At 74.1% G+C, this 23,868-nt stretch carries 19 protein-coding genes and 1 riboswitch; of the genes, 14 read left to right on the forward strand and 5 right to left on the reverse strand.

The window, feature by feature from the left end; translation table 11 throughout:
* The first annotated feature begins 46 nt into the window (after positions 1 to 46).
* Positions 47 to 292: a hypothetical protein gene (locus ABZ495_RS06595; RefSeq protein WP_359834745.1), complete on the forward strand. Its 246-nt coding sequence runs from the start codon at positions 47 to 49 to the stop codon at positions 290 to 292.
* A 9-nt stretch (positions 293 to 301) separates the two neighbouring features.
* On the opposite strand, the gene dnaE is transcribed toward ABZ495_RS06595, so the two are convergent.
* A complete protein-coding gene (gene dnaE, locus ABZ495_RS06600) occupies positions 302 to 3,859 on the reverse strand; it encodes a DNA polymerase III subunit alpha (RefSeq protein ID WP_352290743.1) in 3,558 nt (1,185 codons plus the stop codon).
* 380 nt (positions 3,860 to 4,239) lie between these two features.
* Here dnaE and ABZ495_RS06605 point away from each other — a divergent pair, with 380 nt between their 5' ends.
* Entirely contained in the window at positions 4,240 to 5,034 is a 795-nt protein-coding gene (locus ABZ495_RS06605; RefSeq protein WP_329491395.1) for a metal-dependent hydrolase, read from the forward strand.
* Between the two features lie 45 nt (positions 5,035 to 5,079).
* Here ABZ495_RS06605 and ABZ495_RS06610 read toward each other — a convergent pair whose 3' ends face one another.
* Positions 5,080 to 6,441: an MFS transporter gene (locus ABZ495_RS06610; protein ID WP_359834747.1), complete on the reverse strand. Its 1,362-nt coding sequence runs from the start codon at positions 6,439 to 6,441 to the stop codon at positions 5,080 to 5,082.
* Between the two features lie 364 nt (positions 6,442 to 6,805).
* Here ABZ495_RS06610 and ABZ495_RS06615 point away from each other — a divergent pair, with 364 nt between their 5' ends.
* The 6 genes from ABZ495_RS06615 (at position 6,806) to ABZ495_RS06640 (ending at position 14,199) form a co-directional block, all read left to right on the forward strand.
* On the forward strand, positions 6,806 to 8,173 hold the full coding sequence (locus ABZ495_RS06615) for a hemolysin family protein (RefSeq protein WP_359834791.1): 1,368 nt from the start codon (positions 6,806 to 6,808) through the stop codon (positions 8,171 to 8,173).
* Positions 8,170 to 9,195, forward strand: a complete 1,026-nt coding sequence (locus ABZ495_RS06620) for a hemolysin family protein (protein ID WP_352290741.1) — start codon at positions 8,170 to 8,172, stop codon at positions 9,193 to 9,195. The genes ABZ495_RS06615 and ABZ495_RS06620 overlap by 4 nt, the downstream gene beginning before the upstream one ends.
* Positions 9,196 to 9,449: 254 nt before the next feature.
* Positions 9,450 to 10,361, forward strand: coding sequence for an alpha-L-glutamate ligase (locus ABZ495_RS06625; RefSeq protein ID WP_359834749.1), 912 nt, complete (start codon positions 9,450 to 9,452; stop codon positions 10,359 to 10,361).
* 78 nt (positions 10,362 to 10,439) lie between these two features.
* Positions 10,440 to 10,613: riboswitch (M-box (ykoK) riboswitch) on the forward strand.
* Between the two features lie 364 nt (positions 10,614 to 10,977).
* On the forward strand, positions 10,978 to 12,147 hold the full coding sequence (locus tag ABZ495_RS06630; RefSeq protein ID WP_329491400.1) for a magnesium and cobalt transport protein CorA: 1,170 nt from the start codon (positions 10,978 to 10,980) through the stop codon (positions 12,145 to 12,147).
* 235 nt (positions 12,148 to 12,382) lie between these two features.
* Positions 12,383 to 13,456: a helix-turn-helix transcriptional regulator gene (locus ABZ495_RS06635; protein ID WP_359834751.1), complete on the forward strand. Its 1,074-nt coding sequence runs from the start codon at positions 12,383 to 12,385 to the stop codon at positions 13,454 to 13,456.
* An 83-nt stretch (positions 13,457 to 13,539) separates the two neighbouring features.
* The gene (locus ABZ495_RS06640) at positions 13,540 to 14,199 is read left to right on the forward strand and encodes a helix-turn-helix transcriptional regulator (protein ID WP_329491402.1); all 660 of its coding nucleotides are present in this window, start codon (positions 13,540 to 13,542) and stop codon (positions 14,197 to 14,199) included.
* A 155-nt stretch (positions 14,200 to 14,354) separates the two neighbouring features.
* On the opposite strand, the gene ABZ495_RS06645 is transcribed toward ABZ495_RS06640, so the two are convergent.
* Positions 14,355 to 15,182: an alpha/beta hydrolase gene (locus ABZ495_RS06645; protein ID WP_359804698.1), complete on the reverse strand. Its 828-nt coding sequence runs from the start codon at positions 15,180 to 15,182 to the stop codon at positions 14,355 to 14,357.
* A 378-nt stretch (positions 15,183 to 15,560) separates the two neighbouring features.
* On the opposite strand from ABZ495_RS06645, the gene ABZ495_RS06650 reads away from it, so the two are divergent.
* The 3 genes from ABZ495_RS06650 (at position 15,561) to ABZ495_RS06660 (ending at position 18,263) form a co-directional block, all read left to right on the forward strand.
* Entirely contained in the window at positions 15,561 to 16,322 is a 762-nt protein-coding gene (locus ABZ495_RS06650; protein WP_359804700.1) for a hypothetical protein, read from the forward strand.
* A 434-nt stretch (positions 16,323 to 16,756) separates the two neighbouring features.
* On the forward strand, positions 16,757 to 16,963 hold the full coding sequence (locus ABZ495_RS06655; RefSeq protein WP_359804702.1) for a hypothetical protein: 207 nt from the start codon (positions 16,757 to 16,759) through the stop codon (positions 16,961 to 16,963).
* 106 nt (positions 16,964 to 17,069) lie between these two features.
* The gene (locus tag ABZ495_RS06660; RefSeq protein ID WP_359834753.1) at positions 17,070 to 18,263 is read left to right on the forward strand and encodes an aminotransferase class I/II-fold pyridoxal phosphate-dependent enzyme; all 1,194 of its coding nucleotides are present in this window, start codon (positions 17,070 to 17,072) and stop codon (positions 18,261 to 18,263) included.
* A gap of 141 nt (positions 18,264 to 18,404) precedes the next feature.
* Here ABZ495_RS06660 and ABZ495_RS06665 read toward each other — a convergent pair whose 3' ends face one another.
* Positions 18,405 to 18,872: a MarR family transcriptional regulator gene (locus ABZ495_RS06665; protein ID WP_359804706.1), complete on the reverse strand. Its 468-nt coding sequence runs from the start codon at positions 18,870 to 18,872 to the stop codon at positions 18,405 to 18,407.
* An 88-nt stretch (positions 18,873 to 18,960) separates the two neighbouring features.
* Between ABZ495_RS06665 and ABZ495_RS06670 the strand changes: the two genes are divergently transcribed.
* On the forward strand, positions 18,961 to 19,806 hold the full coding sequence (locus ABZ495_RS06670) for an SDR family NAD(P)-dependent oxidoreductase (RefSeq protein WP_359834755.1): 846 nt from the start codon (positions 18,961 to 18,963) through the stop codon (positions 19,804 to 19,806).
* Between the two features lie 191 nt (positions 19,807 to 19,997).
* Entirely contained in the window at positions 19,998 to 21,224 is a 1,227-nt protein-coding gene (locus tag ABZ495_RS06675) for an ROK family transcriptional regulator (protein WP_329491409.1), read from the forward strand.
* 95 nt (positions 21,225 to 21,319) lie between these two features.
* Here ABZ495_RS06675 and ABZ495_RS06680 read toward each other — a convergent pair whose 3' ends face one another.
* Positions 21,320 to 22,729, reverse strand: a complete 1,410-nt coding sequence (locus ABZ495_RS06680; RefSeq protein ID WP_359804710.1) for a lamin tail domain-containing protein — start codon at positions 22,727 to 22,729, stop codon at positions 21,320 to 21,322.
* Between the two features lie 365 nt (positions 22,730 to 23,094).
* Between ABZ495_RS06680 and ABZ495_RS06685 the strand changes: the two genes are divergently transcribed.
* Positions 23,095 to 23,856 (forward strand): hypothetical protein, encoded by a 762-nt coding sequence (locus ABZ495_RS06685; protein ID WP_359834757.1) that lies wholly within the window; start codon positions 23,095 to 23,097, stop codon positions 23,854 to 23,856.
* Positions 23,857 to 23,868: the final 12 nt, after the last annotated feature.

Below are 23,868 nucleotides of genomic sequence, written 5' to 3' on the forward strand. Positions count from 1 at the left end.
GACGGCCGAGCTGGTCGAGCGGCTCGGTCGGGACACCGCCGAGGAGGTGCGGTGCCGGGCCGCGTCGGACCCGCGGCTCTCCGCGGCGTCGGCGGTCCGGCTGCTCGACGACCCGGGGCCGGGGGTCCGTCATGCCGCCGCCCGCAATCCCCGGCTGCCCGCCGCCGTCCTGGTCGCCCTGCTGCGCGAGCCCGACAGCGCGGCGGTCGCGGCCGGGAACCCCGGCCTGCCGGTCCAGGTGCTGCGCGCACTGGGCCGGCGGGCCGGGACGCCGGTCCGGCCGGAGGGCTGACGCGGTCCGCTACAGGGTGCCCGCCCAGGAGTTGGTGCCGAGCAGGGTCTTGATGTCCGAGGCGAGTCCGTTGTCGGGATTCACCAGGAAGCCGAGTTCGTAGAGGGTGTCCTTGTCCCAGTTGGTGGTCAGCAGCCGGACCGGGACGTCGCCGGGGTGGGCCTGGAGGGCGAGCTTCAGCTCGCCCACCACGGTCGGGGTGATCTTGCCGAGCGGCGCCGTGATCTGCACCGGCGGCTTGGTGCCGAGTTCGGCGGAGGAGACGTCGAGGGTGGTGATCTCCTGGCCGAAGATGCTCAGCGAGCCGTCGCGCTCATTGAGCCGGCCCCGGGCCGAGATGACGTTGTCCTCGACCATCTGATCGGCCATCAGGTTGTAGGTGGCGGGGAAGAAGAGCACCTCGACCGAGCCGTCGCGGTCGGCGAGGGTGATGATGGCCCAGGCGTTGCCCGCCTTGTTGATCCGCCGGTCGACGGCGGTGATCAGGCCGGCGAGGCGCACCTCGCCCTCGGTGCGGCCGGAGCCGAGGAGTTCGGCGATGGAGGTGTCGCGGTTGCGGGAGAGGATGTGCTCGGCGCCGTCCAGCGGGTGGCTGGAGACGTACAGGCCGAGCATCTCCCGCTCCAGGCTGAGCAGTTGCCGGCGCGGCCACTCCCGGTCGGTCAGTTCGAAGTCCAGCCCGATGGCCGGTGCGCCGCCGTCCCCGGTGTCCAGGGCGCCGAACAGGTCGTCCTGGCCGATCGCCTGCTGCTTCTTCAGGCCGGTGACGGCGTCGATCGCGCTCTCGTGGACGGTGCTGAGCGACAGGCGGGTGTGGCTGAGCGAGTCGAAGGCGCCCGCCTTGATCAGGGAGTCCACGGTGCGCTTGTTGCAGACCACCAGCTCGACCTTGTCCAGGAAGTCCGCGAAGGAGGCGTACTTGCCCTTCTCCTTGCGGGTCTTGACCAGGGACTCGATGACCGGCACGCCGACGTTGCGGACGGCCTTCAGACCGAACCGGACGTCGCTGCCGACGGCGGTGAAGTCGACCACGGACTCGTTGACGTCGGGGGACAGGATCTTGATGCCCATCTGGCGGCACTCGGCGAGGTAGACCGCCATCTTGTCCTTGTCGTCCGCCACCGAGGTGAGCAGCGCCGCCATGTACTCGGCGGGGTAGTTGGCCTTGAGGTAGGCCGTCTGGTACGAGACCAGGCCGTAGGCGGCGGAGTGCGATTTGTTGAAGGCGTAGCCGGCGAACGGGACCAGCACGTCCCAGACCGCCTGGATGGCCTCGTCGGAGTAGCCGCGCTCCTTGCAGCCCGCGTGGAAGGGGACGAACTCCTTCTCCAGCACCTCCTTCTTCTTCTTGCCCATCGCGCGGCGGAGCAGGTCGGCCTGGCCGAGGCTGTAGCCGGCCAGCACCTGCGCGGCTCGTTGCACCTGCTCCTGGTAGACGATCAGACCGTAGGTGGGGCCGAGGACCTCGCTGAGCGGGGCCTCCAACTCGGGGTGGATCGGGATGATCTCCTGCTGGCCGTTCTTGCGCAGCGCGTAGTTGGTGTGCGAGTTCATGCCCATCGGGCCCGGCCGGTACAGCGCCGAGACGGCGGAGATGTCGGCGAACTCGGTGGGCTTCATCAGCTTGAGCAGGGCGCGCATGGGGCCGCCGTCGAGCTGGAACACGCCCAGGGTGTCGCCGCGGGCGAGCAGTTGGTAGGTGGTGGGGTCGTCGAGCGCGATCTTCTCGATGTCGACGTCGATGCCCCGGTTGGCCTTGACGATCTTGATGCAGTGATCGATGATGCCCAGGTTCCGCAGACCCAGGAAGTCCATCTTGATCAGGCCCATGGCTTCGCACGACGGGTAGTCGAAGCCGGTGATGATCACGCCGTCCTTGTCCCGCATGTGCAGCGGGATCAGGTCGAGCAGCGGGGTCGAGGAGAGGATGACGGCGGCGGCGTGCACACCGGTGCCGCGGATCAGGCCCTCGATGCCCAGGCCGGTGTCGATGATCTTCTTGACGTCGGGCTCGTTCGCGTACAGCGAGCGGATCTCGGTGCCCTCGTTGTACCGCGGGTGCTTCTCGTTGAAGAGGTCCGCGAGCGGGACGCCCTTGCCCATGACGTCCGGCGGCATCGCCTTGGTGATCCGGTCGCCCATCGCGAACGGGTAGCCGAGGATGCGGTTGGCGTCCTTGACGGCGGCCTTGGCCTTGATCGTGCCGAAGGTGTTGACCTGCGCGGTGTAGGCGGAGCCGTACTTCTCGGTGACGTAGCGCACCATCTGGTCGCGCTGGCGGTCGTCGAAGTCGATGTCGACGTCCGGGGGGTTGATGCGCTCGGGGTTCAGGAACCGCTCGAACAGCAGGTCGTGCTCCAGCGGGTCCAGCTCGGTGATCCGGGTGAGGTAGGAGACCATCGAGCCGGCCGCCGAGCCTCGGCCCGGGCCGACCGGGATGCCGTTGTCGCGGGCGTACTGGCAGATGTCGGCGACCACGAGGAAGTAGGCGTCGAACCCCATCGGGGAGATGACGCCCATCTCCAGCTCGATCCGGTCCAGGACCTCCTGGCTCGGGTTGTCGCCGTAGCGGACCTTCAGCCCGGCGTCGATCTTCTTGCGCAGGAACGACGCCTGGGTCTCGCCCTCGGGGACGTCGAACTGCGGCATCCGGTCGACGTAGGTGAAGACGTCCTCGTACGACTCGACCCGCTCGGCGATCGCCAGCGTGTTGTCGCAGGCCTCCGGGAGCTCGCGGAACAGCTCGCGCATCTCGTCGGCGGTCTTGATGTAGTAGCCGGTGCCCTGGAACTTGAACCGGTTCGGGTCGTCCTTGTTCTTGCCCACGCCGACGCAGAGCAGGCTGTCGTGCGCGTCCGCCTGGTCGGCGGTGACGTAGTGCGAGTCGTTGGTCGCCAGCAGCGGGATGTTCAGCTGCTTGGCCAGGCGCAGCAGGTCCTGGCGGACGTCCTGCTCGATGGACAGGCCGTGGTCCATCAGCTCCAGGAAGTAGTTCTCCTTGCCGAAGATGTCCTGGTAGGCGCCGGCCGCCTTGACCGCCTCGTCGTACTGTCCGAGCCGCAGCCGGGTCTGCACCTCGCCCGAGGGGCAGCCGGTGGTGGCGATGATGCCGGTCGCGTTGGCCGCGATCAGCTCGCGGTCCATGCGGGGCTTCATGTAGTAGCCCTCCATCGACGCGAGCGAGGAGAGCTTGAAGAGGTTCCGCAGACCGGTCGCGTTCTGCGCCCACATGGTCATGTGGGTGTAGCGGCCGCCGCCCGAGACGTCCTTGCCGCCCTCGCCGTCGGAGCTCGCCGGGCGCTGACCGCCGGGGGACCAGAACACCTGCTTCTTCAGGAAGCGCGAAGCCGGGGCGACGTAGGCCTCGATGCCGATGATCGGCTTCACGCCGGTCTTGGCGGCGGCGTGGAAGAACTCGTACGCGCCGAACATGTTGCCGTGGTCACTCATCGCGATGGCCGGCATGCCCTGCCGCTCGGCCTCCGCGAAGAGCTTCCCGTTCTTCGCCGCTCCGTCCAGCATCGAGTACTCGGTGTGGACGTGCAGGTGTGCGAACGTGTCGGACACGGCGGTGGGCTCCTTGTCGGTGCGGCGCGGTGCTGCGCGCTTCGGTGCGTGCGGTGCGCTTCGCTGCGGGGCGCGAGGCGGTACGGGTGGGGCTCCGGCGGGTGCGGGCGGGGCGCGGTGCACGGGGCCGGTGGGGCTGGCGGTCCGGGGGCGTAAGCCGTCCAGGCTAGCGGGTCCCGGGCCCGGACTCGCGATCGCGGCGGCCGGTCCCGCCCGGGCGGCGTGTCGCGGGCGCGGTGCTTGACAGCGCCCTCGGCGGCGCACTGCCGACGGGGGCGGTCGGGTTCGACCCGGCGACGGGAGTGGATCTTGGACGGCTAGGCTGCTGCCCCGTCACGTCCTCGTGGAGGGCGCTTGGGAACGAGGGCGGGAGCCAGCTCATGATGGGACCGGCGCATGCGCTGTCGGGTGCGGCAGCGTGGCTGGGGGCGGGGGCGATCGCCGCGGGGCTGGGCGAGCCGATGCCCTGGCCGGTGCTGCTGGCGGGAACGCTGATCTGTGCGGGGGCCGCGCTGGCGCCGGATCTGGACCACAAGGCGGCGACGATATCCCGGGCGTTCGGGCCGGTGTCCCGGACGCTCTGCGAGGTGATCGACAAGCTCTCGTACGCGGCCTACCGGTCGACCCGGAAGAAGGGCGACCCGCGCCGCTCGGGCGGGCACCGGACGCTGACCCACACCTGGCTGTGGGCGGTGCTGTGCGGCGCCGGCGCGGCCGCGGTGGCGGTCTACGGCGGCCGCTGGGGCGTGCTGGCGGTGCTCTTCGTGCACATGGTGCTGGCGATCGAGGGGCTGCTCTGGCGCCACGCCCGGGTCTCCAGCGACGTGCTGGTCTGGCTGCTCGGGGCGACCAGCGCCTGGGTCCTGGCGGACGTCCTGGACAAGCCGGGGAACGGCTCGCAGTGGCTGTTCGACCAGCCCGGGCAGCAGTACCTGTGGATCGGCCTGCCGATCGCGCTCGGCTCGCTGGTGCACTGCCTCGGGGACGCGCTGACGGTCTCGGGCTGCCCGGTGTTCTGGCCGATCCCGATCGGGCGCAAGCGCTGGTACCCGGTGGGGCCGCCGAAGGGCATGCGGTTCCGGGCGGGCAGCTGGGTCGAGCTCAAGGTGCTCACGCCGGTGTTCATGGGCCTCGGCGGGGTCTGCGCGCTGGGGGCGCTCGGCTTCTTCGGCTGAGCCGTGCGGCCAAGGGTGCCCCTGACGTCCCGGGGTGCCCGGCCGTCAGCCGGGGCGGACGTCGCCGTGCGCCGGCCACCGGCGGTGGTACTGGTCGATGACGAAGCGGTGCCCGTGCCGCCAGCCGCCGGCGGCCGGGTGGGCGTCGCCGAGGTGGGGGTGGTCCGGCGGCAGGTCGGCGTGGACGTGGTCCAGCTCGGCGGCCTCCCGGGCGGGCCAGAGGGCGGTGGCGGCGGCCGCCGAGGCGAGCGCGACGGCGCCGAGGGCCGCGGCGGTGGCCGGGAGCCCGGCTCCGGCGGCCAGCCAGCCGGCCAGCGGGTAGGTCAGCAGCCAGCAGGAGTGGGAGAGCGAGAACTGCGCGGCGAAGGCGGCCGGCAGGTCGGCGTCGGCCGCGGAGCGGCGCAGCACCCGGCCGCCGGGGGTGAGGACCGCCGAGCAGGCCGCGCCGATCGCCGCCCAGGCGGTCAGCACGGCGCCCCAGGACCACGCGCTCGGGGCGGTGGCGGTGACGGCGGCGACGCCCGCCAGGACCACCGGCAGGGCGAAGGCGGCCGGCAGCATCACCGCCCGGTCGCCGATCCGCCCGAGCACGCGCGGCAGCAGCAGCGCGGCCAGGATGGAGCCCGCGCCGTACGCGCCGAGCGCGAGCGAGAGGGCGCCGGCCGGCCGGTGGAAGTGCTCGCGGACCAGGACGACGGTGTTGACGAAGACGATGGCGCCCGCGGCGGCGACGCCGAGGTCCAGGGCGAGCAGGGCCCGCAGTCGGGGAGTGGCCCAGAACAGCCGGGTGCCGAAGGCGGCCTTGGCGTAGACGCCGCCGGCGCGCTCGACGGGCGCCGGTTTGGGCAGGACGGCGGAGACCACCAGGGCCGCCGAGGCGAGGAAGCCGGCGGCGGTGCCCGCGAACAGCCAGCCGCTGGAGAGCAGGGTCAGCAGCCCGGCGGCGAGGGCCGGGCTGAACAGGCTCTCCAGGTCGTAGGCCAGCCGGGACAGCGACAGGGCCCGGGTGTAGTCGCGCTCGGCGGGCAGCACCTCCGGCAGGGTGGCCTGGAAGGCCGGCGTGAACGCGGCGGAGGCGGCCTGGAGGAGGAAGATCAGGGCGTAGACCTGCCAGACCTGGGTGACGAACGGCAGGGTGAGAGCGACGGCGGCCCGGGTGAGGTCCATGGCCACCATCAGGGCCCGGCGTGGGACCCGGTCCGCCAGCGCGCCGGCGAGCGGGGCGATGGTGACGTACGCCACCATCTTGATCGCCAGTGCGGTGCCGAGGACGGCCGAGGCGTGGTCGCCGGCGATGTCGTAGGCCAGCAGGCTCAGCGCCACGGTGGCCAGACCGGTGCCGGCCAGGGCGACGAGCTGGGCCGTGAACAGGTGGCGGTAGGTGCGGTCGCGCAGGATGGCCGGCATGCGGTGGTCCCGTCCCCGGTCGGCGTCGTGCGGGTACGCCCACCATCGTAGCCAACATGTGCGTACCTGTGCACATGTTACCGGCGGCGAGGGCCGTGCCGGCGGCGGTGACGGCCGCGGCGACGGCAGGGTTGGCCCGAAGCGGCGGCGACCGCACAGGTGGCGGCCCTTACGGCACTCTGATTTGCCAACCCTTTACACTCCTGTAGAGCTGGTGACCCGTTCCCCCCGGACCGGGCCGCCCGCCGACCGGCCACCCTCGTCGCAGTGAAGGAGTCGCGGACCCCGCGATGGACGAACCTCCCAGTTCTCACCGTGCTGTTCCCGTCAAGACGTGTTCGACCAACGGGGCGGGGGTGGCACGGTGACCGACGTCCTGCTGCTGCTCCTCGCCCTGGTGCTCACCGCCGCCTGCGCGGTCTTCGTCGCCGCGGAGTTCTCCCTGACCACCGTCGAGCGGGGCGCCCTCGAACGCGCCGCCGACGCCGGCGAGCGCGGCGCCCCCGTCGCGCTGAAGGCGGCCCGGCGCCTCACCTTCCAGCTCTCCGGCGCCCAGCTGGGCATCACCATCACCAGCCTGGTGATCGGCATGGTCGCCCAGCCGGCCGTGGCGGGGCTGCTGCGCGCACCGCTGGAGGCCCTGGGCCTGCCGAGCGGCGCGGTCAACACCGTGGGAATCCTGCTCGGGGTCCTGCTCTCCACCGTCGTGCTGATGGTCGCCGGCGAGCTCGTGCCCAAGAACTGGGCCATCTCGCGCCCGCTCGCCGTCGCGAAGGTGGTGGCCGGGCCGCAGTACTACTTCTCGGCCGCCTTCTCGCCGCTGATCGGGCACCTCAACAACACCGCGAACCGGGTGGTGCGGCGCCTGGGCCTGGAGCCCGCCGAGCACCTCGCCTCCGCCCGGACGCCGCAGGAGCTGGTCGCCCTCGCCCGGCACTCCGCCCGGGCCGGCGCGATAGAGCCCGACACCGCCGAACTCTTCGTCCGCTCGCTCAACCTGCGCGAGCTGACGGCGGAGAACGTGATGACCCCCCGGGTCGACGTCCGGGCCCTGGAGGAGCACGCCACGGCGGCCGACGTCGCCAACCTCACCCGGGCCACCGGGCTGTCCCGGTTCCCGGTCTACCGCGGCAACCTCGACCAGGTCGTCGGTGCCGTCCACATCAAGGACGCGCTCACCGTCCCCGCCGACCGGCGCCACCTGCACCCGGTGGCGAACCTGGTGACCGAGCCGCTGCTGGTGCCCGAGACGCTCACCGTCGACCGCCTGCTGGACCTGCTCCGCGGCGAGGAGACCATGGCGGTGGTGATCGACGAGTACGGCGGCACCGCCGGCATCGCCACCCTGGAGGACATCGTCGAGGAGGTCGTCGGCGAGGTCGTCGACGAGCACGACCCGGCCGAACTGCCCGACCTCATCGACCTCGGCGAGGGCCAGGACGGCCGCCACCGCTGGGACGCCGACGGCATCACCCGCACCGACCAGCTCGACACCGTCGGACTGCCCGACACCGAGGGGCCGTACGAGACCCTCGCCGGACTGATCGCCGACCACCTCGGCCGGATCCCCGTGCCCGGCGACGTCGTCGAGACCCACGGCTGGACCCTGCACGTCACGGCCGTCGCGCACCACGTCGCCGAACGCGTCCGGATCAGCGGCCCGGCACCCGACGCCGACCCGGACACCGGTGCCGCCGACGGCACCGGACGCCGCCCGGAGGAGAACCGATGACCGCGATCCAGCTCGTCATCGGGCTGCTCACGCTGGTGACCAACGCCTTCTTCGTCGGCGGCGAGTTCGCCCTCATCTCGGTGCGGCGCAGCCAGATCGAACCGCGCGCGGAAGCCGGCGACCGGCGCGCCCGCACGGTGATCTGGGGTCTGGAGCACGTCTCCGCGATGCTGGCCACCGCCCAGCTCGGCATCACCGTCTCCTCGCTGGTGCTCGGCGCGGTCGCGGAACCCGCGATCGCCCACCTGCTGGAGCCCCCGCTGCACAGCGTCGGCGTGCCGGACGCCCTGATCCACTCGATCGCCTTCGTCGTCGCGCTGACCGTGGCGACCTACCTCCACATGCTGCTCGGCGAGATGATCCCCAAGAACATCGCCCTGGCCGCGCCGGAGAAGGCCGCCTACCTGCTGGTGCCGCCGCTGGTCGCGGTGACCCGCGCGGTACGGCCGATCGCCTTCTCCATCAACGCCTTCGCCAACCGGATCCTGCGCCTGCTGAAGGTCGAGCCCAAGGACGAGGTCGCCTCGGTGTTCACCGAGGAGGAGCTGGCCCGCATGGTCAAGGACTCCTCCGACGCCGAACTGCTCAGCGACCGCGACACCGAGCTGTTGCGGGACGCCCTGGAGCTGGGCTCGCGCCCGGTCTCCGAGGTGGTCACCCCGCGCGAGGAGATCGTCTTCGCCGGCCCCGGCACCACGCCGGTCGAGCTGGAGCAGCTCGCCGCCCGGACGGGGTTCTCCCGCTTCCCGGTGCTGGACGCGGACCGGACGGTGCTCGGCTACCTGCACATCAAGGACGCCCTGGAGCAGGACGGCGCCCGCGACCGGCCGTTCCCGGCCCGCGCGCTGCGCCCGATCGCGCGCGTCCCCGAGTCCACCCCGCTGGACGACGTGCTGACCGCCATGCGCCGCTCCGGCACCCACCTGGCCGCCGCGATCGCCGCCGACGGCACCGCCTCCGGCCTGGTCACCATGGAGGACGTCCTCAAGGAGCTGGTCCGCCCGGCCCCCGCGCGGCCGTAGCGGCGGGCGGGACGCGCGCCCGCCGCCCGCACCCGTGACACAGCCCGCCCCGGACGCCACCGGGGCGGGCTGCGGGCTTTCCGGAGCCGCCGCGAGCCGGCGCGACCGGCGACCGCCCCTGCCGGCCCGACGACCCGCCCGCCCGGCAGGGGCGGTTTCGGCCATCCGGGGCCGGAGCGGCGCAACAGGCACCCTTGTCGCCGCGGGCTGGGCAGCTGTTCCATGGCGGCATGGTCCGAAGCGAGCTCGTTCTGATGACCGATCACAGCTCGACCGAGGGCAGCCGGGAGATCCTGTCGACCGCCGTGCGGGAACTCACCGGCCGGTCACCCGTCCTCCTCGACGCCCGGCACTTCATGACCGGCGGCACCGGCCGGATCTCCGGCTCCGGTGCTTCCGGCGCGGGCGGCGGCCTCCGGCTGGAGGTGCCCGGCGAGGGCGTCGCCGTGACGGCCGGGGCGGTGATCGTCTACGAGATCCCGCCGCACCGGCGCCGCGACTTCGAGCAGTGCCAGCGCCTGCTCGGCGCCCACGGCGCCCGCTCGCTCGGCACCGACGTCGACGCCTGGCGGGTGGCCACCGAGAAGGACCGCACCGTCGAACGTTTCACCCGGGACGGCATCGCGCACATGCCCACCGTCGCTTTCTCCCGGCCCGCCCCGGGGGCCGTCGCCGAGGCCTTCGACCGGCTCGGCGGCGACGTCTGGGCCCGGCCGACCGTCGGGATGGGCGGCAACGACGTCTTCCACCTCACCACCGCTGCCCAACTCGCCGCCGCCGCCCGCTACTACGCCGAGGCGGGGGCCGACTGGCTGATCGCCCGCGACGCCCGGAACTTCACCGCGGACGGCCGGCGCCACCAGTACCGGGTGGTGGTCCTCGACGGACGCGTGGTGCGCGCCGTCGAGCACGTCCAGCCGGACCCGGACGCGCCCTGCAACGAGAGCCGGGGCGCTCTCTCGGCCGTCCTGCCGGAAGGTGAACTACCGGCCGGTCTGGCCGAGTTGGCGATCTCCGCGACCAAGTCGCTCGGCCTCCCGCTGGCCGGCGTCGACCTCGCGGCCGAGAGCGGCGGCGTGGTCTTCGAGGTGAACGTCCACCCGCAGTTCGGCACCGTCGGCGGCCTGGAGTCGACCGCCGTCCCGTACGTGGCCGCGCACCTCTAGCCGGGGCCGGGGCGCCACTCCGGTCGGGGCCCTGGTCGGAGGCACGGGCGCGCGGGTACTAGAATCGGGACAGTTGTGCAGGCACCTCGTTCGGTGAGGCGTCGCCACGGACACAGGCCACTGACCCCACGACGTCGAGAGACGCCCAGGTTCAGGACAGGTCTCCCCGGCCTAAGGGGTGACCCCAAGTGGCTGCACCCCCGGGTGCTACGCCGTGGCGTGCCAAAGCTCTGACGAGATCAGGGGTGCCCACCCGTTCCCGCAGGGCAGCCGTGCCCTCCGCCGTACGGCGTGGCTCGCTCCCTGATGGCCCGGTAACGGCGACCCGGGGCACGGGCGCCCCGACGGCGAGGAGGTGAGAGCTGTGGATCCCAGTAGTCCGGGCCGAAGTCGGCCCTGCCCCGGCACCGCCCCCTCTTCTCCTGGCCCCCGGCACCCCTCCTCCCGTACCGCTCCCGCTCCCCGCCGCCGCACCGCCCGTCGCTGACGACGGGCCACCGCGCGGCCGGGCGCCGTGCGCGGTGGAGGCCGGCCGGGCGCCTCCCCACCCGCCCCGGCTTCCCGCGACCGACGTCCCGGGAGCGCGGCGGACACCGAACCGTGGAGGTACCCCGCCATGTCCGACTGGCGTGTGCGCGCCGTGCGCGCGAGCAAGCGTCCGTTCTCCCGCTCCGACAACACCGCCCCCGGCGGCGAGGTCCAGCCGGCGCCCGAGCACTCGATGGACCCCCGGCCCGACCAGCCGGTCGAGCCCGTGGCGCTGGAGCGCTCCGTCGTGGAGGCCGCCGTCTACCGCGACGGCCGCCGGGTCGAGCCGCCCGCCAGCCTCGCCGACATCTACCGCCAACTGCCCGCCAAGCCCGGCACGATGGCCTGGATCGGCCTGTTCCGGCCCGCCGAGGCACAGCTGCTGGAGGCCGCCGAGCGGTTCAACCTGCACGAGCTCGCGGTCGAGGACGCCATCGTCGCCCACCAGCGGCCGAAGCTGGAGCGCTACGGCGACACGCTGTTCGTCGTGCTGCGCGCCGCCCGCTACCTGGACGACGTGGAGGAGGTCGACTTCGGCGAGGTCCACCTCTTCGTCGGCCCCGACTTCGTCCTCACCGTGCGCCACTCGCAGGCGCCCGACCTCTCCGCGGTGCGCCGCCGGCTGGAGGACGACCCGGAGCTGCTCGCCCTCGGCCCCGAGGCCGTGCTGTACGCGGTGCTGGACGCGGTGGTCGACGGCTACGCGCCGGTGATCGCCGGTCTCCAGCACGACATCGACGAGATCGAGACCGAGGTGTTCGGCGGTGACCCGCAGGTCTCCCGGCGCATCTACGAACTCTCCCGCGAGGTGATCGAGCTCCAGCGGGCCACCCGGCCGCTGCTGGAGATCATGAAGAGCCTGGAGGCGGGCTTCGGCAAGTACGGCACCGACGACGAGCTCCAGCGGTACCTGCGTGACGTCGCCGACCACGCCACCTACGCCGCCGAGCGGGTGGACGGCTTCCGGCAGATGCTGCAGAACATCCTCACCGTCAACGCGACCCTGGTGTCGCAGCGGCAGAACGAGGAGATGAAGCAGCTGGCCGAGGCCGGGCACATGCAGAACGACGAGATCAAGAAGATCTCCTCCTGGGCCGCCATCCTGTTCGCGCCGACCCTGATCGGGACCGTCTACGGCATGAACTTCGAGAAGATGCCCGAGCTCAAGTGGGCCTTCGGCTATCCGTTCGCGATCGGCCTGATGGCGCTGGTCTGCGTGAGCCTCTACTTCATCTTCAAGCGGCGCGACTGGCTGTAGCGGGGGGCGGGACGGGGACCCGACCCCGGGCGTACGGGGTCGGGACGCCGGGCGTACGGGGTCGGCCGTTCCGGCGTACGGGGCCGGCACTCCGGGTGTACGGGTCCGGGACTCCCGGCGTACGGGCCGGGACCTCCGGTGTAGGGGACCGGGCCGGTGCCATCCCTGCGGGGGATCCGGTACCCCGCCGATCGGCGCGCGCCCGGTGCTTGGTGTGCGTGCTAGCTTCCGGGCCATGGGATCACGTGGGTCACGCGCGGCCGCGGCGCAGCAGGCGATCGAGGGCGTAAGGGAGTTGGCCGGTGCGGGGCTGACGGTCGAGCAGGTGTTCCGGCGGGCCGACGAACTGCTGCGCGACGTCCTGGAGTACGACGCCGTCTGCTGGCACACCGCCGACCCGGCGACCGGTCTGGTCAACTCCGTGCTGAGTGACGACCTCAGCCTGGACTCCTTCGAGAACGCCGTCCGGCTCGAGGTGTGGGCCGACGACCCGGCCACCTTCCCCAGGATCCGCCGCAGCGGCGTCCGGGCCGAGACGCTCAGCCGGGCGACCCAGGGCCGCCCCGAGCGGGCCGCCCGCTTCCGCGAGCAGATCGCCCCGGCCGGGTTCGGCGACGAGCTGCGCGCGACCTTCGACGCGCACGGCGGGATGTGGGGCTGCGCCGCGTTCATGCGGGCGGCCGACCGGGGGCACTTCCTCGGCCGCCACCGCGAGCTCGCCGACACCGCCGCCCGGCACCTGGGCCACGCGCTGCGGGCCTGCCACCTGCCGCCGGGCGGCGGGGCGGACGCCGACGCGGGACCGGCCGTCGTGGTGCTGGGCCCGTCGAACCGGCTGGTCGCCATCTCCGGTCCGGCCGAGGAACTGCTCGCCCGCCTGGCCGACCCGTCCCGCACCTCGCTGGGGCTGCCGACCGCCTTCGCGATGGCCGCCGAGCAGGCCCGCCGCACGGCGAGCGGGCTGCCGGTGCCCCAGGCGAAGATCCGCATCCAGTCCGGCGACGGCCGCTGGTACGTGCTGCACGGTTCGTCGCTGCAGGGCTCCGCGGCCGGCGAGGTGACGGTGGTGGCGACCGCGGCCACCCTGGCCGACGCGATGCCGCTCTACCTCTCCGCGTACGGGCTGACCGCGCGCGAGCAGGAGGTGGCCGTGCTGCTGGTGCGCGGCTGCGACACCCGGGACGTCTCACGGCTGTTGACGATGAAGCCCTACACCGTGCAGGACCACCTCAAGTCGGTGTTCGCCAAGGCGGGAGTGGCCAGCCGCCGCGAGCTGATAGCCCGGATCATGCTCGGCGGCGGGCACTGAGCGGGGCGGCGGGGCGGGCGACGGGACCCGGTCGGCCGATGCCCGTTTGACAAATCCCCTTGCCGGAGCGGCAGATAGGAGCCATGGCCGACCACCCCCACGACAGCGTCCACCCCACCGCAGACCCCACCGCGGACCCCCGCGGCGCCGCCGGTGACGACCTCGCCGCGGTCCTGACCACGGTGGGCCCCCGCCTGCGGGCCCTGCGGCGCGAGCGCGGCAGCACCCTGGCCGGGCTGAGCGCGGCGACCGGGATCTCCCTCAGCACGCTGTCCCGCCTGGAGTCCGGTCAGCGCAAGCCGACCCTGGAACTGCTGCTGCCGCTCGCCCGGGAGTACCGGGTGCCGCTGGACGAACTGGTCGGAGCCCCGGCCACCGGCGACCCGCGGATCCACGCCCGCCCGTTCAAGCGCTACGGCCAGACCTTCATCCCGCTCACCCGCCACCTCGGCGGGCTGCACGCCTACAAGCACATCATGCCGCCGGGCCACGGCGCCGGCCCCGAGCTCGAAACGCGGGTGCACGAGGGCCACGAGTGGGTCTACGTGCTCGCCGGGCGGCTGCGCCTGCTGCTCGGCTCGCAGGACCTCGTCCTCACCGCCGGGGAGGCCGCCGAGTTCGACACCAGGACCCCGCACGCGTTCGGCAACGCCGGGCCGAACGCGGTCGAGTTCCTCAGCCTGTTCGGCGCCCAGGGTGAACGCATCCACGTCCGGGCGAAGCCGGGAACCCCCGTGCGTTAGCTGTCCGCGGGGTTCCGATCGGGGCCCCGCGAGGCGGTGCGGAGCGGGCCGGGGCCGAGTGTCGAGGAGAGCACGGGGAGCGGCACGAGCGGCGGTCCGGCCGCGCTGCGGCCGTCCCTCCGGGCCCCGGGGGGACGGCCGCGGCGCGGGGGCACTCAGGACTTGAGGAACTCCAGGAGGTCGGCCTCGAAGGCGGTCCGGTACGCCCCGTGCAGACCGTGCGAGCCGCCCGGGTAGACCTTGAGGACGTTGTCCGGGACGAGCTTCGCCGCCTTCAGCGCGGCGGCCGCGATCGGGACGATCTGGTCGTCGTCACCGTGCGCGATCAGCGTGGGGATGTCGATGCGCCGCAGGTCCTCGGTGAAGTCCGTCTCGGAGAACTGCCGGACGCACTCGTACGCGCCGCGCGCGCCGACCTGCATGCCCCAGAGCCAGAACGCCCGGCGGATGCCCGCGGCGCCGACGAGGTCCGCGTCGGGGCGGTCGAACCCGTAGAAGGACTCGCTGAGCTCCCAGTAGAACTGCGAGCGGTTGCCGTCGACCCCGGCCCGGATGTCGTCGAAGGCGGCGAGGGGCGTGCCCTCGGGATTGCCGGGGCCCTGCAGCATCAGCGGCGGGACGGCGCCGAGCAGGACGGCCTTGGCGGCCCGGGCCGACCCGTGCCGGCCGAGGTAGCGCGCCACCTCGCCGCCGCCGGTCGAATGGCCCACCAGGACGGCGTCACGCAGGTCCAACTGCTCGATCAGCTGGGCGAGGTCGTCGGCGTAGGTGTCCATGTCGTTACCGTGCCAGGGCTGGTCGGACCGGCCGTGGCCGCGCCGGTCGTGGGCGATCGCACGGAAGCCGTTCCCGGCGACCAGCCGCAGCTGTTCGTCCCACACGTCGGCGTTCAGCGGCCAGCCGTGACTGAAGACGACGGGGCGGCCGCTGCCCCAGTCCTTGTAGTGGATCCGGGTGCCGTCGCTGGTGGTGATGGTGGGCAAGGGGGCTCCTTCGCACGGGATGCGGGACGGGGAGGAGGTGGGGACAGGGCGGGGTCGGGGCGCGGTCGGGGCTTCGGCTGTCCCCGGGGCGGGTCGGTCGTGCGGGTCGGTCGTGCGGGTCGGGCGGCCCGGTGGGGCATGACCGCGCACTCCGCCGACGCTAGGCCCGGAGCGGGCCCGCCGCCCCGCGAAGGTGACGCTCCGTCAGCGTGTCGGCCGGGAACGTCGGCCGAACGGGTGACCGACGACTGGTGCCGAGGCAGCCGGGGCCCGCCCGGCCGACGGTTCGGCGACGGCCCCCGGCCGGTGCCGGACAGCTGCCATCGCGCCTGGTGGGCAGCGGTCCGCCGGGCGTCCGGGCCGTCCTATGCTGGCGGGATGACCGAACTTCCCGGCTTCGCCGCGCTGCTGGCCCGACTGCTGGACCACCGGGGCCCGGAGCCCGCCGAGTCGGCCCGCCGGGCCGGCGTCACCGACGCCGAGCTGGCAGCGGTGCTGGACGGCGCCGCGCCGGATCCGGCGCTGCTGCGCCGACTCGCGCCCGCCCTCGGCCTGGACACCGCCGACCTGTTCGAGATCGCGGCGCTGCCGCTGCCGGCGGACCTCGCGCCGGCCGGCGGGATGGCCACCACCTCGATCGTCGGCGTGGTGCGGTTCGGCATGGCGCTGCCGGCCGACCGGCGGGCGGAACTGCGCTCCTTCGTCGCCTCGCTGCCGCCGGCCGACCGGCCGGGGCGGATCGAGGGGCTGCCCGCCTCGGCGCCGGACCCGGCCTCCGCCGGGAACCTGCTGATGCGGATGGTCGCCACCCGGAACCTCGGGTGGACCGGAACCACGAAGATCTTCCACCTGCTCACCGGCCGGTACTGGATGTCCGACGCGTACGGGCGGATCTCCTCCGGGGCGGACGCGCCCACCCCGGACCTGGTCGCCGACTTCGCGCTCGTGCTGGGCATCCCGGCGGGCGACCTGGCGGCGCTCCTCGGGATGCCGCTGCCGCCGGAACTGCCCGGGCCGGACGCCGCCGTCGCGGACGCCGCCCTCGCGGACGCCGCCCTGCTGCTCCGGGGCCTGCGGCGGCTGGGCGTCGCGCAGCTGCGCGAGGCGGAGGACCTGGCGAGGGCCCTGCAGCCGTCCTGACCGGGGCGGGCGGCCGGTGGTCCGGTCGGCGGGCGGTGCGGCCCGCTGGTGGTGCGGTCGGCCGGTGGTCCGGTCGGCGGGCGGGCGGCCGGTGGTGCGGTCGGCCGGTGGTCCGGTCGGCGGGCGGGCGGCCCACCGATGATTCGGGCGGGCTCCGGCGCGGATCCTCTACAGCGCTGTAGAGTCGTTCGGGTGGCGACTACGCCCGGTCGCGCGGCCGTCCCGTCGGGGAGCCGGCGACCGCACCGGAACGGGAGGGCGCAACCGTGGTGGAAGGTCGGGGCATGCCCGTACTCGAAGGCAGGCGCGAGGCACGGAACGGAACAGAGCCGCGCGGAACAGACCCGCGCGGAGCAGGACCGGGCGGACCGGGGTGGGGTGAACCCGGGCCGGACGGACCGGAGCGGGGTGGACCGGAGCGGGGCGCGGGCCCGGTGGACACCGAGGTGGAGTGGGTCTACCAGCCGGTCGAGGTGCACTTCGACGACGACCGATGGGCCCTCGGGCGGATCAGCGGATGGTGGCAGGACGCGGGCGGACGGCGCTGGTGCCGGCTGAGGGTGGCCCGGAGCGGTCGCCCGGCCCGCTGGGAGCCGTTCGACCCGGCGCGGGTGGTTCTGCTGCCCGTCGGCGGACTCTGAAGCCCCGTCGGGGCGGTGCCGCCCGGGCCCGGACCGGGCCGCGGCAGGCCACTTGCCCGGGATTGGCCCTGGCCCCGGCGGAGCGGACCGGTCGAGGATGAGCGGTATGAGCGATTTCGACAGCGCGCTGCGCCCCGAGAGCCGGATCGTCCACCCGCCCGTCCCGGAGGTGACCGGCAGCCGCCCGATGGGAGTGCCGCTGCACCAGAGCCACCTGTTCGCGTTCGAGGACAACGACGCCCTGACGCGCGCCTTCGCCGGACCGGACGAGGCCTTCCTCTACAACCGATACGGCAATCCGACGGTCCGCTCGCTGGAGCAGGCGGTCGCCGGGCTGGAGGGCGGCGCGGGCGCGATCGCCACCGCCTCCGGCATGGGCGCGATCAACACCGTGCTGCTCGCACTGCTGAGCTCCGGCGACCACGTGATCGCCCAGCGGAGCCTGTACGGCGGCACCTTCGCGATGCTCGCCGACCTCGCCCGGCGCTGGGGCGTGGAGGTCACCCACGTCGGGGGCGACGACCCGGAGGAGGTGCGGGCCGCACTGCGCCCCAACACCCGCCTGCTGCACCTGGAGACGATCTCCAACCCGACCACCCGCGTCACCGACCTGCCCGGGCTGATCGGGGTCGCCCGGGAGGCCGGGGTGCTCAGCGTGGTGGACAACACCTTCGCCACCCCGCTGCTCTGCCGGCCGATCGAGCACGGCGCCGACATCGTGGTCCACTCGGCCACCAAGTACCTCGGTGGGCACTCCGACGTGCTGGCCGGGATCGCCGTCTTCGCCGACCCCGAACTCCACCGCACCGTCTGGCACTACGCGGTCGAACTGGGCGCCTCGGCCGACCCGCACAGCGCCTGGTTGACGCTGCGCGGCCTGCAGACCCTGGCCCTGCGGGTGCGCCGGCACTGCGAGAGCGCCCGGGAGCTGGCCGGCCGGCTGGCCGGTCACCCGGCCGTCACCGGCGTCCACTACCCGGGCCTGCCCGCCCACCCCGACCACGAGCTCGCCCGCCGGCTGCTGCCGGAGGGCCACGGCGGGGTGCTCGCCTTCGACCTGGCGGGCGGCCGGGAGGCGGCCCGGGCCTTCACCGAGTCGGTCCGGCTGGCCTCGCTGGCCCCCTCGCTCGGGGGCGTGCACACCCTCGTCCTGCACCCGGCCAGCACCTCGCACCGCCAGCTCGACGACGCGGAACTGGCGGCGGCCGGCATCGGCCCGGGCACCGTCCGGGTCGCCGTAGGGATCGAGCATCCCGAGGACCTCTGGGCCGACCTGGACCAGGCGCTCGCCAAGCTGTGAGCCCGACGGCCGTGCGGCGGTGCGGCCGGGGCGGCCAGGACGGCGATGTCGTCCCCGGCCGCCCCGGCGGCGGCCGGGCCGAGCGCGTGCGGCGCGGCGAAGTGCAGGTCGTCCGGCGCGCCGGCGGCGCGTGCGGCGCGGTCAGGCCCCGGGTGCGGGCGGCTGCTTGAGCTTGGCCCAGACGACCTCCAGGGCCGCGATGTCCGCGTCGTCGAGCCGGTCGTCGAAGGCCTCGGCCAGGACGGCGCGCCGGGTGGCGTCGGCGGCGGCGAAGAGCCGGCGGCCCTCGGGGGTCAGGGTGATCCGCACCGAGCGGGCGTCGACGGGGGAGGGGACGCGCTCGACCAGGCCGCGGGCCTGGAGCGAGTCGGCCACCCGGGAGACCTGGCTCCGGCTGAGCAGCGTCTTGGCGCCGAGGTCGGAGGCGGCCACCGGCTCCGCCTGCCCGTGCAGCCAGAGCATCACCTCGAACCAGGAGAGCGGCAGGTCGTGGGCCTTGCCGAGGGCCTGGTCGACCTTGGCACTGAGGGTGGTGCCGGCCCAGACGAGCCCGTAGAAGGCGTGGTCGCGGGCGGTGAGCTCGCCCAGGGTGAGTTCGGTACGCGCCATGCCGACACCCTACCTGTTTGCGTGTGCGCACACACGGATCTATGGTGTGTGTGCACGCACGCAAATCCGAGCCGTCGGGAGCACCCTCATGACCACCGCCCGCATCGCCCTGATCACCGGTACGTCCTCCGGCATCGGCCTGGCCGCCGCCGTGGCCGTCGCCCGCGCCGGGCACCACGTCGTCGCCACCATGCGTGACACCGGCCGCTCCGGCGCGCTGCTCGCCGCCGCCGAGGCGGCGGGCGTCGCCGACCGGATCGAGGTGGCCCGGCTGGACGTCACCGATCCGCGGTCGGTCGAGGCCTGCGTGGCCGGTGTGGTCGCCCGGCACGGGCGCCTCGACGCCGTCGTCAACAACGCCGGAGCCGGCTACGTGGGCACCGTCGAGCAGGACGGGCTGAAGCCGGTCCGGGCCACGATGGAGGTCAACTTCTTCGGTGTCGTCGACGTCACCCGCGCCGCGCTGCCGCACCTGCGGGCCGTCGGCGGCCGGGTGGTCACCGTCACCAGCGTCGGCGGCGTGGTCGGGCAGCCCTTCAACGAGGCCTACTGCGCGGCCAAGTTCGCCGTCGAAGGCTTCATGGAGGCGCTGGCGCCGGTCGCCGCCACCGTCGGCGTCAAGGTCACCGTCGTCGAGCCGGGCGCGGTGGCCAGCGAGTTCGTCGCCAACCAGGGCCTGGACGTCCCCGCCCTGCTGGCCGCCGCCGGCCCCTACGCCCCCGCGCTGGACGCCTACGCCGCCCGCACCCGGGCGGCGTTCACCCGGGCGCAGACCCCGGAGCAGGCCGCCGAGTCGGTGGTGGAGGCGCTGACCGCCGAGCAGCCGCCGTTCCGGATGCAGACCTCCGAGACCGCCCGCGCCTTCGTCGGCGCCAAGCTCGCCGATCTGGACGGCTCCGCGGTGCAGGAGCTCACCGGTGGCTGGGTCGGCTGACCGCCGCCGGGGCCGCCCCCGCACCTCCTCTGGTTGAGGACATGCCAGGTCATCGGGGTGCGGAGCGGCACCTGCCCCCCGAGAGGTTCCAGCCGATGGACGGATTGACGACCGGTCATACTGGGCGAGGCCTGAGCGCAGGCCACAGGCGCCGACGACGGCGCCGAGCACGCCCCAGACCGGAGGAACCGATGAGCCGCCACCTGCCGACCACCGTTCCGCCGGGCGCGACGCCGGCGCAGCCGTGGAACCGGCAGCGACTGCGGAGCAACAACGAATGGCTGCTTCTCGAACTGCTGCGCACCGGTGGCCCCTCCTCACGCGCCCAGCTCGCCCGGGACACCGGGCTGTCCAAGCCCACCGTCTCCGCCGCCCTGGCCGCGCTGGAGCAGGCCGGACTGGCCCGCGAGGCGGGCCGGTTCGTCCCCGAGCGCGGCCGGACGGCGGTGCTCTACGAGCCGGACCCGACGGCCGGCCACGTACTCGGCGTGGACATCGGCCGGGGCTGGCTCCGGGTCGCGGTGGCCGACCTCGCCGGGCGGATCGTCGCCCGCCGGGACGTGCCCAACAAGGGCCGCTCGGCCAACGCGGTGGCCGACGCCGTGGTCGCGGCCGCCCGGGAGACCGCCGCCGAGGCGGGGCTGGCGGCCGGCGACATCGTGCACGCGGTGATCGGCACCCCGGGTGTCTGGGACGAGCAGCGGCGCGGCGTGCGGTACGCGACCAGCCTGCCCGGCTGGGGCAGACGCGGTCTGTTCGACCGGATCGCGGCGGGGCTGGAGACCGCCGTCACCGTCGGCAACGACGCCAACCTCGCCGCCCTCGGCGAGTTCACCCTCGGCGCCGGGCGGGGCAGCCGGATGTTCGCCTACCTGCTGATCGGCACCGGCCTCGGCGTCGGCGTCCTCAAGGACGGCGAACTGCTCTCCGGCGCGCACGGCGCGGCCGGCGAGGTCGGTCTGGTGCCGCTGCCCCCCGGAGCCGACGGCGAGCCGGGCGGGACGATCGAGCAGGAGGCCGGGGCCGACGCGGTGGTCCGCACCGCACTGGGCCTCGGCATGCGCGGCCCGCTGACGGCCAAGCAGGTCTTCGACGCGGCCCGGGCCGGCGACCCGCTCGCCGCCCGCGCGGTCGAGCGCGAGGCCGAACAGCTCGCGTACGCGATCGCCGTGCTCGCGGCCGTGCTCGATCCCGACCTGGTGGTGCTCGGCGGCGGCGTCGGCGGCAGCGCCGACCTCCTGCTGGAACCGCTGGAGCGCGAGCTGCACCGCCTCACCCCGCTGCGCCCCAAGCTCGCCCCGAGCGGGCTGGGGGAGCAGGCCGTGCTGCTCGGCGCCGTCGCCACCGCCCTGGACACCGCGCGGCCCGAGGTCTTCGAGCGCCGCTCGGCCCTGGCGGACCACGGCGTGCCGCTCTGACGGACCGCGGCCCCGCCGCTCCGGCGGACCGGCCGACCGGACCATCGCGCCGTGGCCCCGGCCGGAGCGGCCCGGACCACGGCGGTGCCTCCCGGTCAGCAGCTGATGCTGCCCCGGCGCAGCGCGTGGCCGCCGGTGTTGCTGTCGTCGGCCCAGTAGACGGGCTTGGCGCCGGCGGTGCACTCCCCGGCGCCGGCCAGGGCGAAGCCCTCGTTGTTCAGGTTGGCCAGGCCGCTCGGCCGGTTGAACACCGCGGTGGTGACGAAGGTGCCGCCCGCGCCGACCTGCATCGTCCGGTGCTGGCCGTCGCAGGTGTCGTCGCACACCACCCAGAGCCGGGAGGCCTGCGGCTCCCACTGCAGCTCCATGACCCCGGCCATGCCGCTGCCGAGGGTGGCCACCTTGGTGAACGCCCCGCTGTCCTGGAGGACGAAGCCGTAGATCTGGCCGCCCTCGACGCCGACCAGGAACACCCCGCCCCCGTGCGCGCCGTACCCGGCCGGGTTGTAGGCCGCGTGGGTCGACTCGTCGGTGAACCCGGCGCCGGTCAGATAGCCGTCGGGGATCCAGGTGATGCCTTCGAGCCCGAGGTTGGAGCCCACCGACGGCAGGGCGGAGGTCAGGTTCCACTCCTTCGCGGCGGTCAGCGTGGTGCCCGTGCCGCTCACGTCGTACCGCAGGACGGAGAGCCTGCTGGTGCCGGAGGCGTCGCCGTTGCGCTCGCTCGCGACGAACACGCCCCCCGAGGCGCCGGCGCCGGTGAGGGTGACGCCCTCGCTGTCAGGGGTGCCGGAGCCGCCCGGGAAGCGCAGCTTCTTGCCGGCCGTCCAGCCGTTCGCGGTGTCCGGCTTCCACCCGCCGGACCCGTTCGGCACCAGCCGCCACAGCTTGCCGGAGTTCTGCGCCCCCCACAGCACGCCGCCCTCCTGGTAGAGACCGCTGAGGTCCGACCCGAAGACGTTGGAGGCGTCGGCGTTCGCCACCGTCCCGCTGCCCGGCCAGGCCACGGGCGAGGTGCCGCCGGTGCTGCCGCAGGCGTTCGCCGCCCCCAGGGTGAGCGCCGCCTTGCGGAAGGCGCCGGTGCCGTCGGGGCAGCGCGACCAGGACGGGGCGGAGTGCTCGCTCCAGCTGAAGCTGTCGACCAGGGTGCTGCCGTTCGGCAGGTACAGCCGTGCCTTGTCGGAGGAGCCCAGGCCGAACGCGCCGTGGACGTCGAAGGCGCGGAACCCGCCGGGGGCCAGCGTGGTGCCGGCGGCGATCGCGTACTTCGAGCCGTTGTCGTCGTCCTTGAGGATCCAGCCGGAGACGTCCACCGCGGTGGTGCCCTTGTTGTAGAGCTCGACGGAGTCGTCGACGTCCCCGGTGGTCACCACCTCGTTGATCCGGATGTCGTCGGTCGAGGCCGCGCGGGCGGGCGAGGCGCTCAGCAGCCCCGCCGGCCCGGCGGCGGCGACGAGGAGGAAGGCGAGGCTTCGGCGCCAGCGCGGTGCGCGCGATTCGGTCACGATGTCCGTCCCGGGATCGTCCTGTCAGGGTGTCACCACCCTGCCGCCACCGACCCAACGGGTGCCCGCCGCCGGGCGAGCGCCGTATGAACAGCGGACGAACCGCCGGGCGCGGCCCGGGCGGCAGGAGACCGGGTAGGTCGTACTTCCCACTGTTCCCCTCGCCGCCCCCGTGAACCGCCCCTCCCGCGGGCCCGGGCTCCGGCGGGGGCGGGAGCACCCCCGGGGCGCCCGGGGCCGGTGGGGTCCGCCGTGCCGGGCAGCGGCGTCCGTGGGCATCCTCTCGATGTCCAAAGCCCTTACACGTCAAGGAATATGAGGTAGCGGCCCGGGAGCGTGCTTCCCCGGCCGTCCTGTCGGCGGCGTTGAGCGGCCTCGGCAGGTCCCTGCACGACGGCGGGCGACCGCTGGAGGCCGTCGACCCGCTGCACGAGGCGGTGGCGCTGGCCGCCGAGCAGGACGACGCGTCCGCCGAGGTGTGGGCGCTGGCCCTGCTCGGCTCCGCCCTCACGATGGCGGGCCGGCGCACGGAGGCCGCTGCCGCGTTCCGGCGTTCCCGGGCGGCGGTGCGGCGCGTCCAGGAGCCGGTGTCCCGGGCCGCGGTCCACCCCGCCCGGCCGGATCGGCCGGCGGCGCCGCCGGTCACGGTGGTGGAGGCGACGGTGCCCCCCGGAGCCGTCCCGCCGGGCGCCGCCGCCCGAGGTTCGCGGTCGGGCGGCGGTGCGGCGTCCGAGAAGGGTTCGCACTTCCGGCGCGCGTCCACCGCCTACGCCCAGGTGACGGTCGTGCTGGCCGTCGCGGCCTGGGCGGCCTTCGCGCCGGGCGGGCCCTGGGCCACCGCGGCCGCCGTCGTCACCGGAGTGAGTGCGGTGCTCGCCCTGGTGGCCGGGCTGGCCTTCCGGAACGCCGGCGGCGCGGACGTCGCGACGCCGGCCCAGGTGGCGCTGCGGGCCGTCTGGACGCTCCTGACGGTGCCGGTGCCGCTGCTGCACGTGATCTCGTTGATGCGCGGTGAACTGTTCCTCACCGGGCCCGTGCCGAGCCTGGCCGGCTTCGTGGCCTACCTCGGCCTGGCCGCCCTGGTCCGCCGGGTCGGACGGTTCGGCGCGGTGGCCCTCGGCGTGTAGCGGCGAGGGCCA

Source organism: Kitasatospora sp. NPDC005748 (genome assembly GCF_040630735.1).
GTDB lineage: Bacteria > Actinomycetota > Actinomycetes > Streptomycetales > Streptomycetaceae > Kitasatospora.

What these genes read in the sequence shown, in the direction of transcription:
- ABZ495_RS06605 (WP_329491395.1), top strand. Translation starts at nt 4,240, where the DNA reads ATGATGGGACCGGCGCATGCGCTGTCGGGTGCGGCAGCGTGGCTGGGG.
- ABZ495_RS06610 (WP_359834747.1), bottom strand. Translation starts at nt 6,441, where the DNA reads ATGCCGGCCATCCTGCGCGACCGCACCTACCGCCACCTGTTCACGGCC.
- ABZ495_RS06620 (WP_352290741.1), top strand. Translation starts at nt 8,170, where the DNA reads ATGACCGCGATCCAGCTCGTCATCGGGCTGCTCACGCTGGTGACCAAC.
- ABZ495_RS06625 (WP_359834749.1), top strand. Translation starts at nt 9,450, where the DNA reads ATGACCGATCACAGCTCGACCGAGGGCAGCCGGGAGATCCTGTCGACC.
- ABZ495_RS06630 (WP_329491400.1), top strand. Translation starts at nt 10,978, where the DNA reads ATGTCCGACTGGCGTGTGCGCGCCGTGCGCGCGAGCAAGCGTCCGTTC.
- ABZ495_RS06635 (WP_359834751.1), top strand. Translation starts at nt 12,383, where the DNA reads ATGGGATCACGTGGGTCACGCGCGGCCGCGGCGCAGCAGGCGATCGAG.
- ABZ495_RS06640 (WP_329491402.1), top strand. Translation starts at nt 13,540, where the DNA reads ATGGCCGACCACCCCCACGACAGCGTCCACCCCACCGCAGACCCCACC.
- ABZ495_RS06650 (WP_359804700.1), top strand. Translation starts at nt 15,561, where the DNA reads ATGACCGAACTTCCCGGCTTCGCCGCGCTGCTGGCCCGACTGCTGGAC.
- ABZ495_RS06660 (WP_359834753.1), top strand. Translation starts at nt 17,070, where the DNA reads ATGAGCGATTTCGACAGCGCGCTGCGCCCCGAGAGCCGGATCGTCCAC.
- ABZ495_RS06665 (WP_359804706.1), bottom strand. Translation starts at nt 18,872, where the DNA reads ATGGCGCGTACCGAACTCACCCTGGGCGAGCTCACCGCCCGCGACCAC.
- ABZ495_RS06670 (WP_359834755.1), top strand. Translation starts at nt 18,961, where the DNA reads ATGACCACCGCCCGCATCGCCCTGATCACCGGTACGTCCTCCGGCATC.
- ABZ495_RS06675 (WP_329491409.1), top strand. Translation starts at nt 19,998, where the DNA reads ATGAGCCGCCACCTGCCGACCACCGTTCCGCCGGGCGCGACGCCGGCG.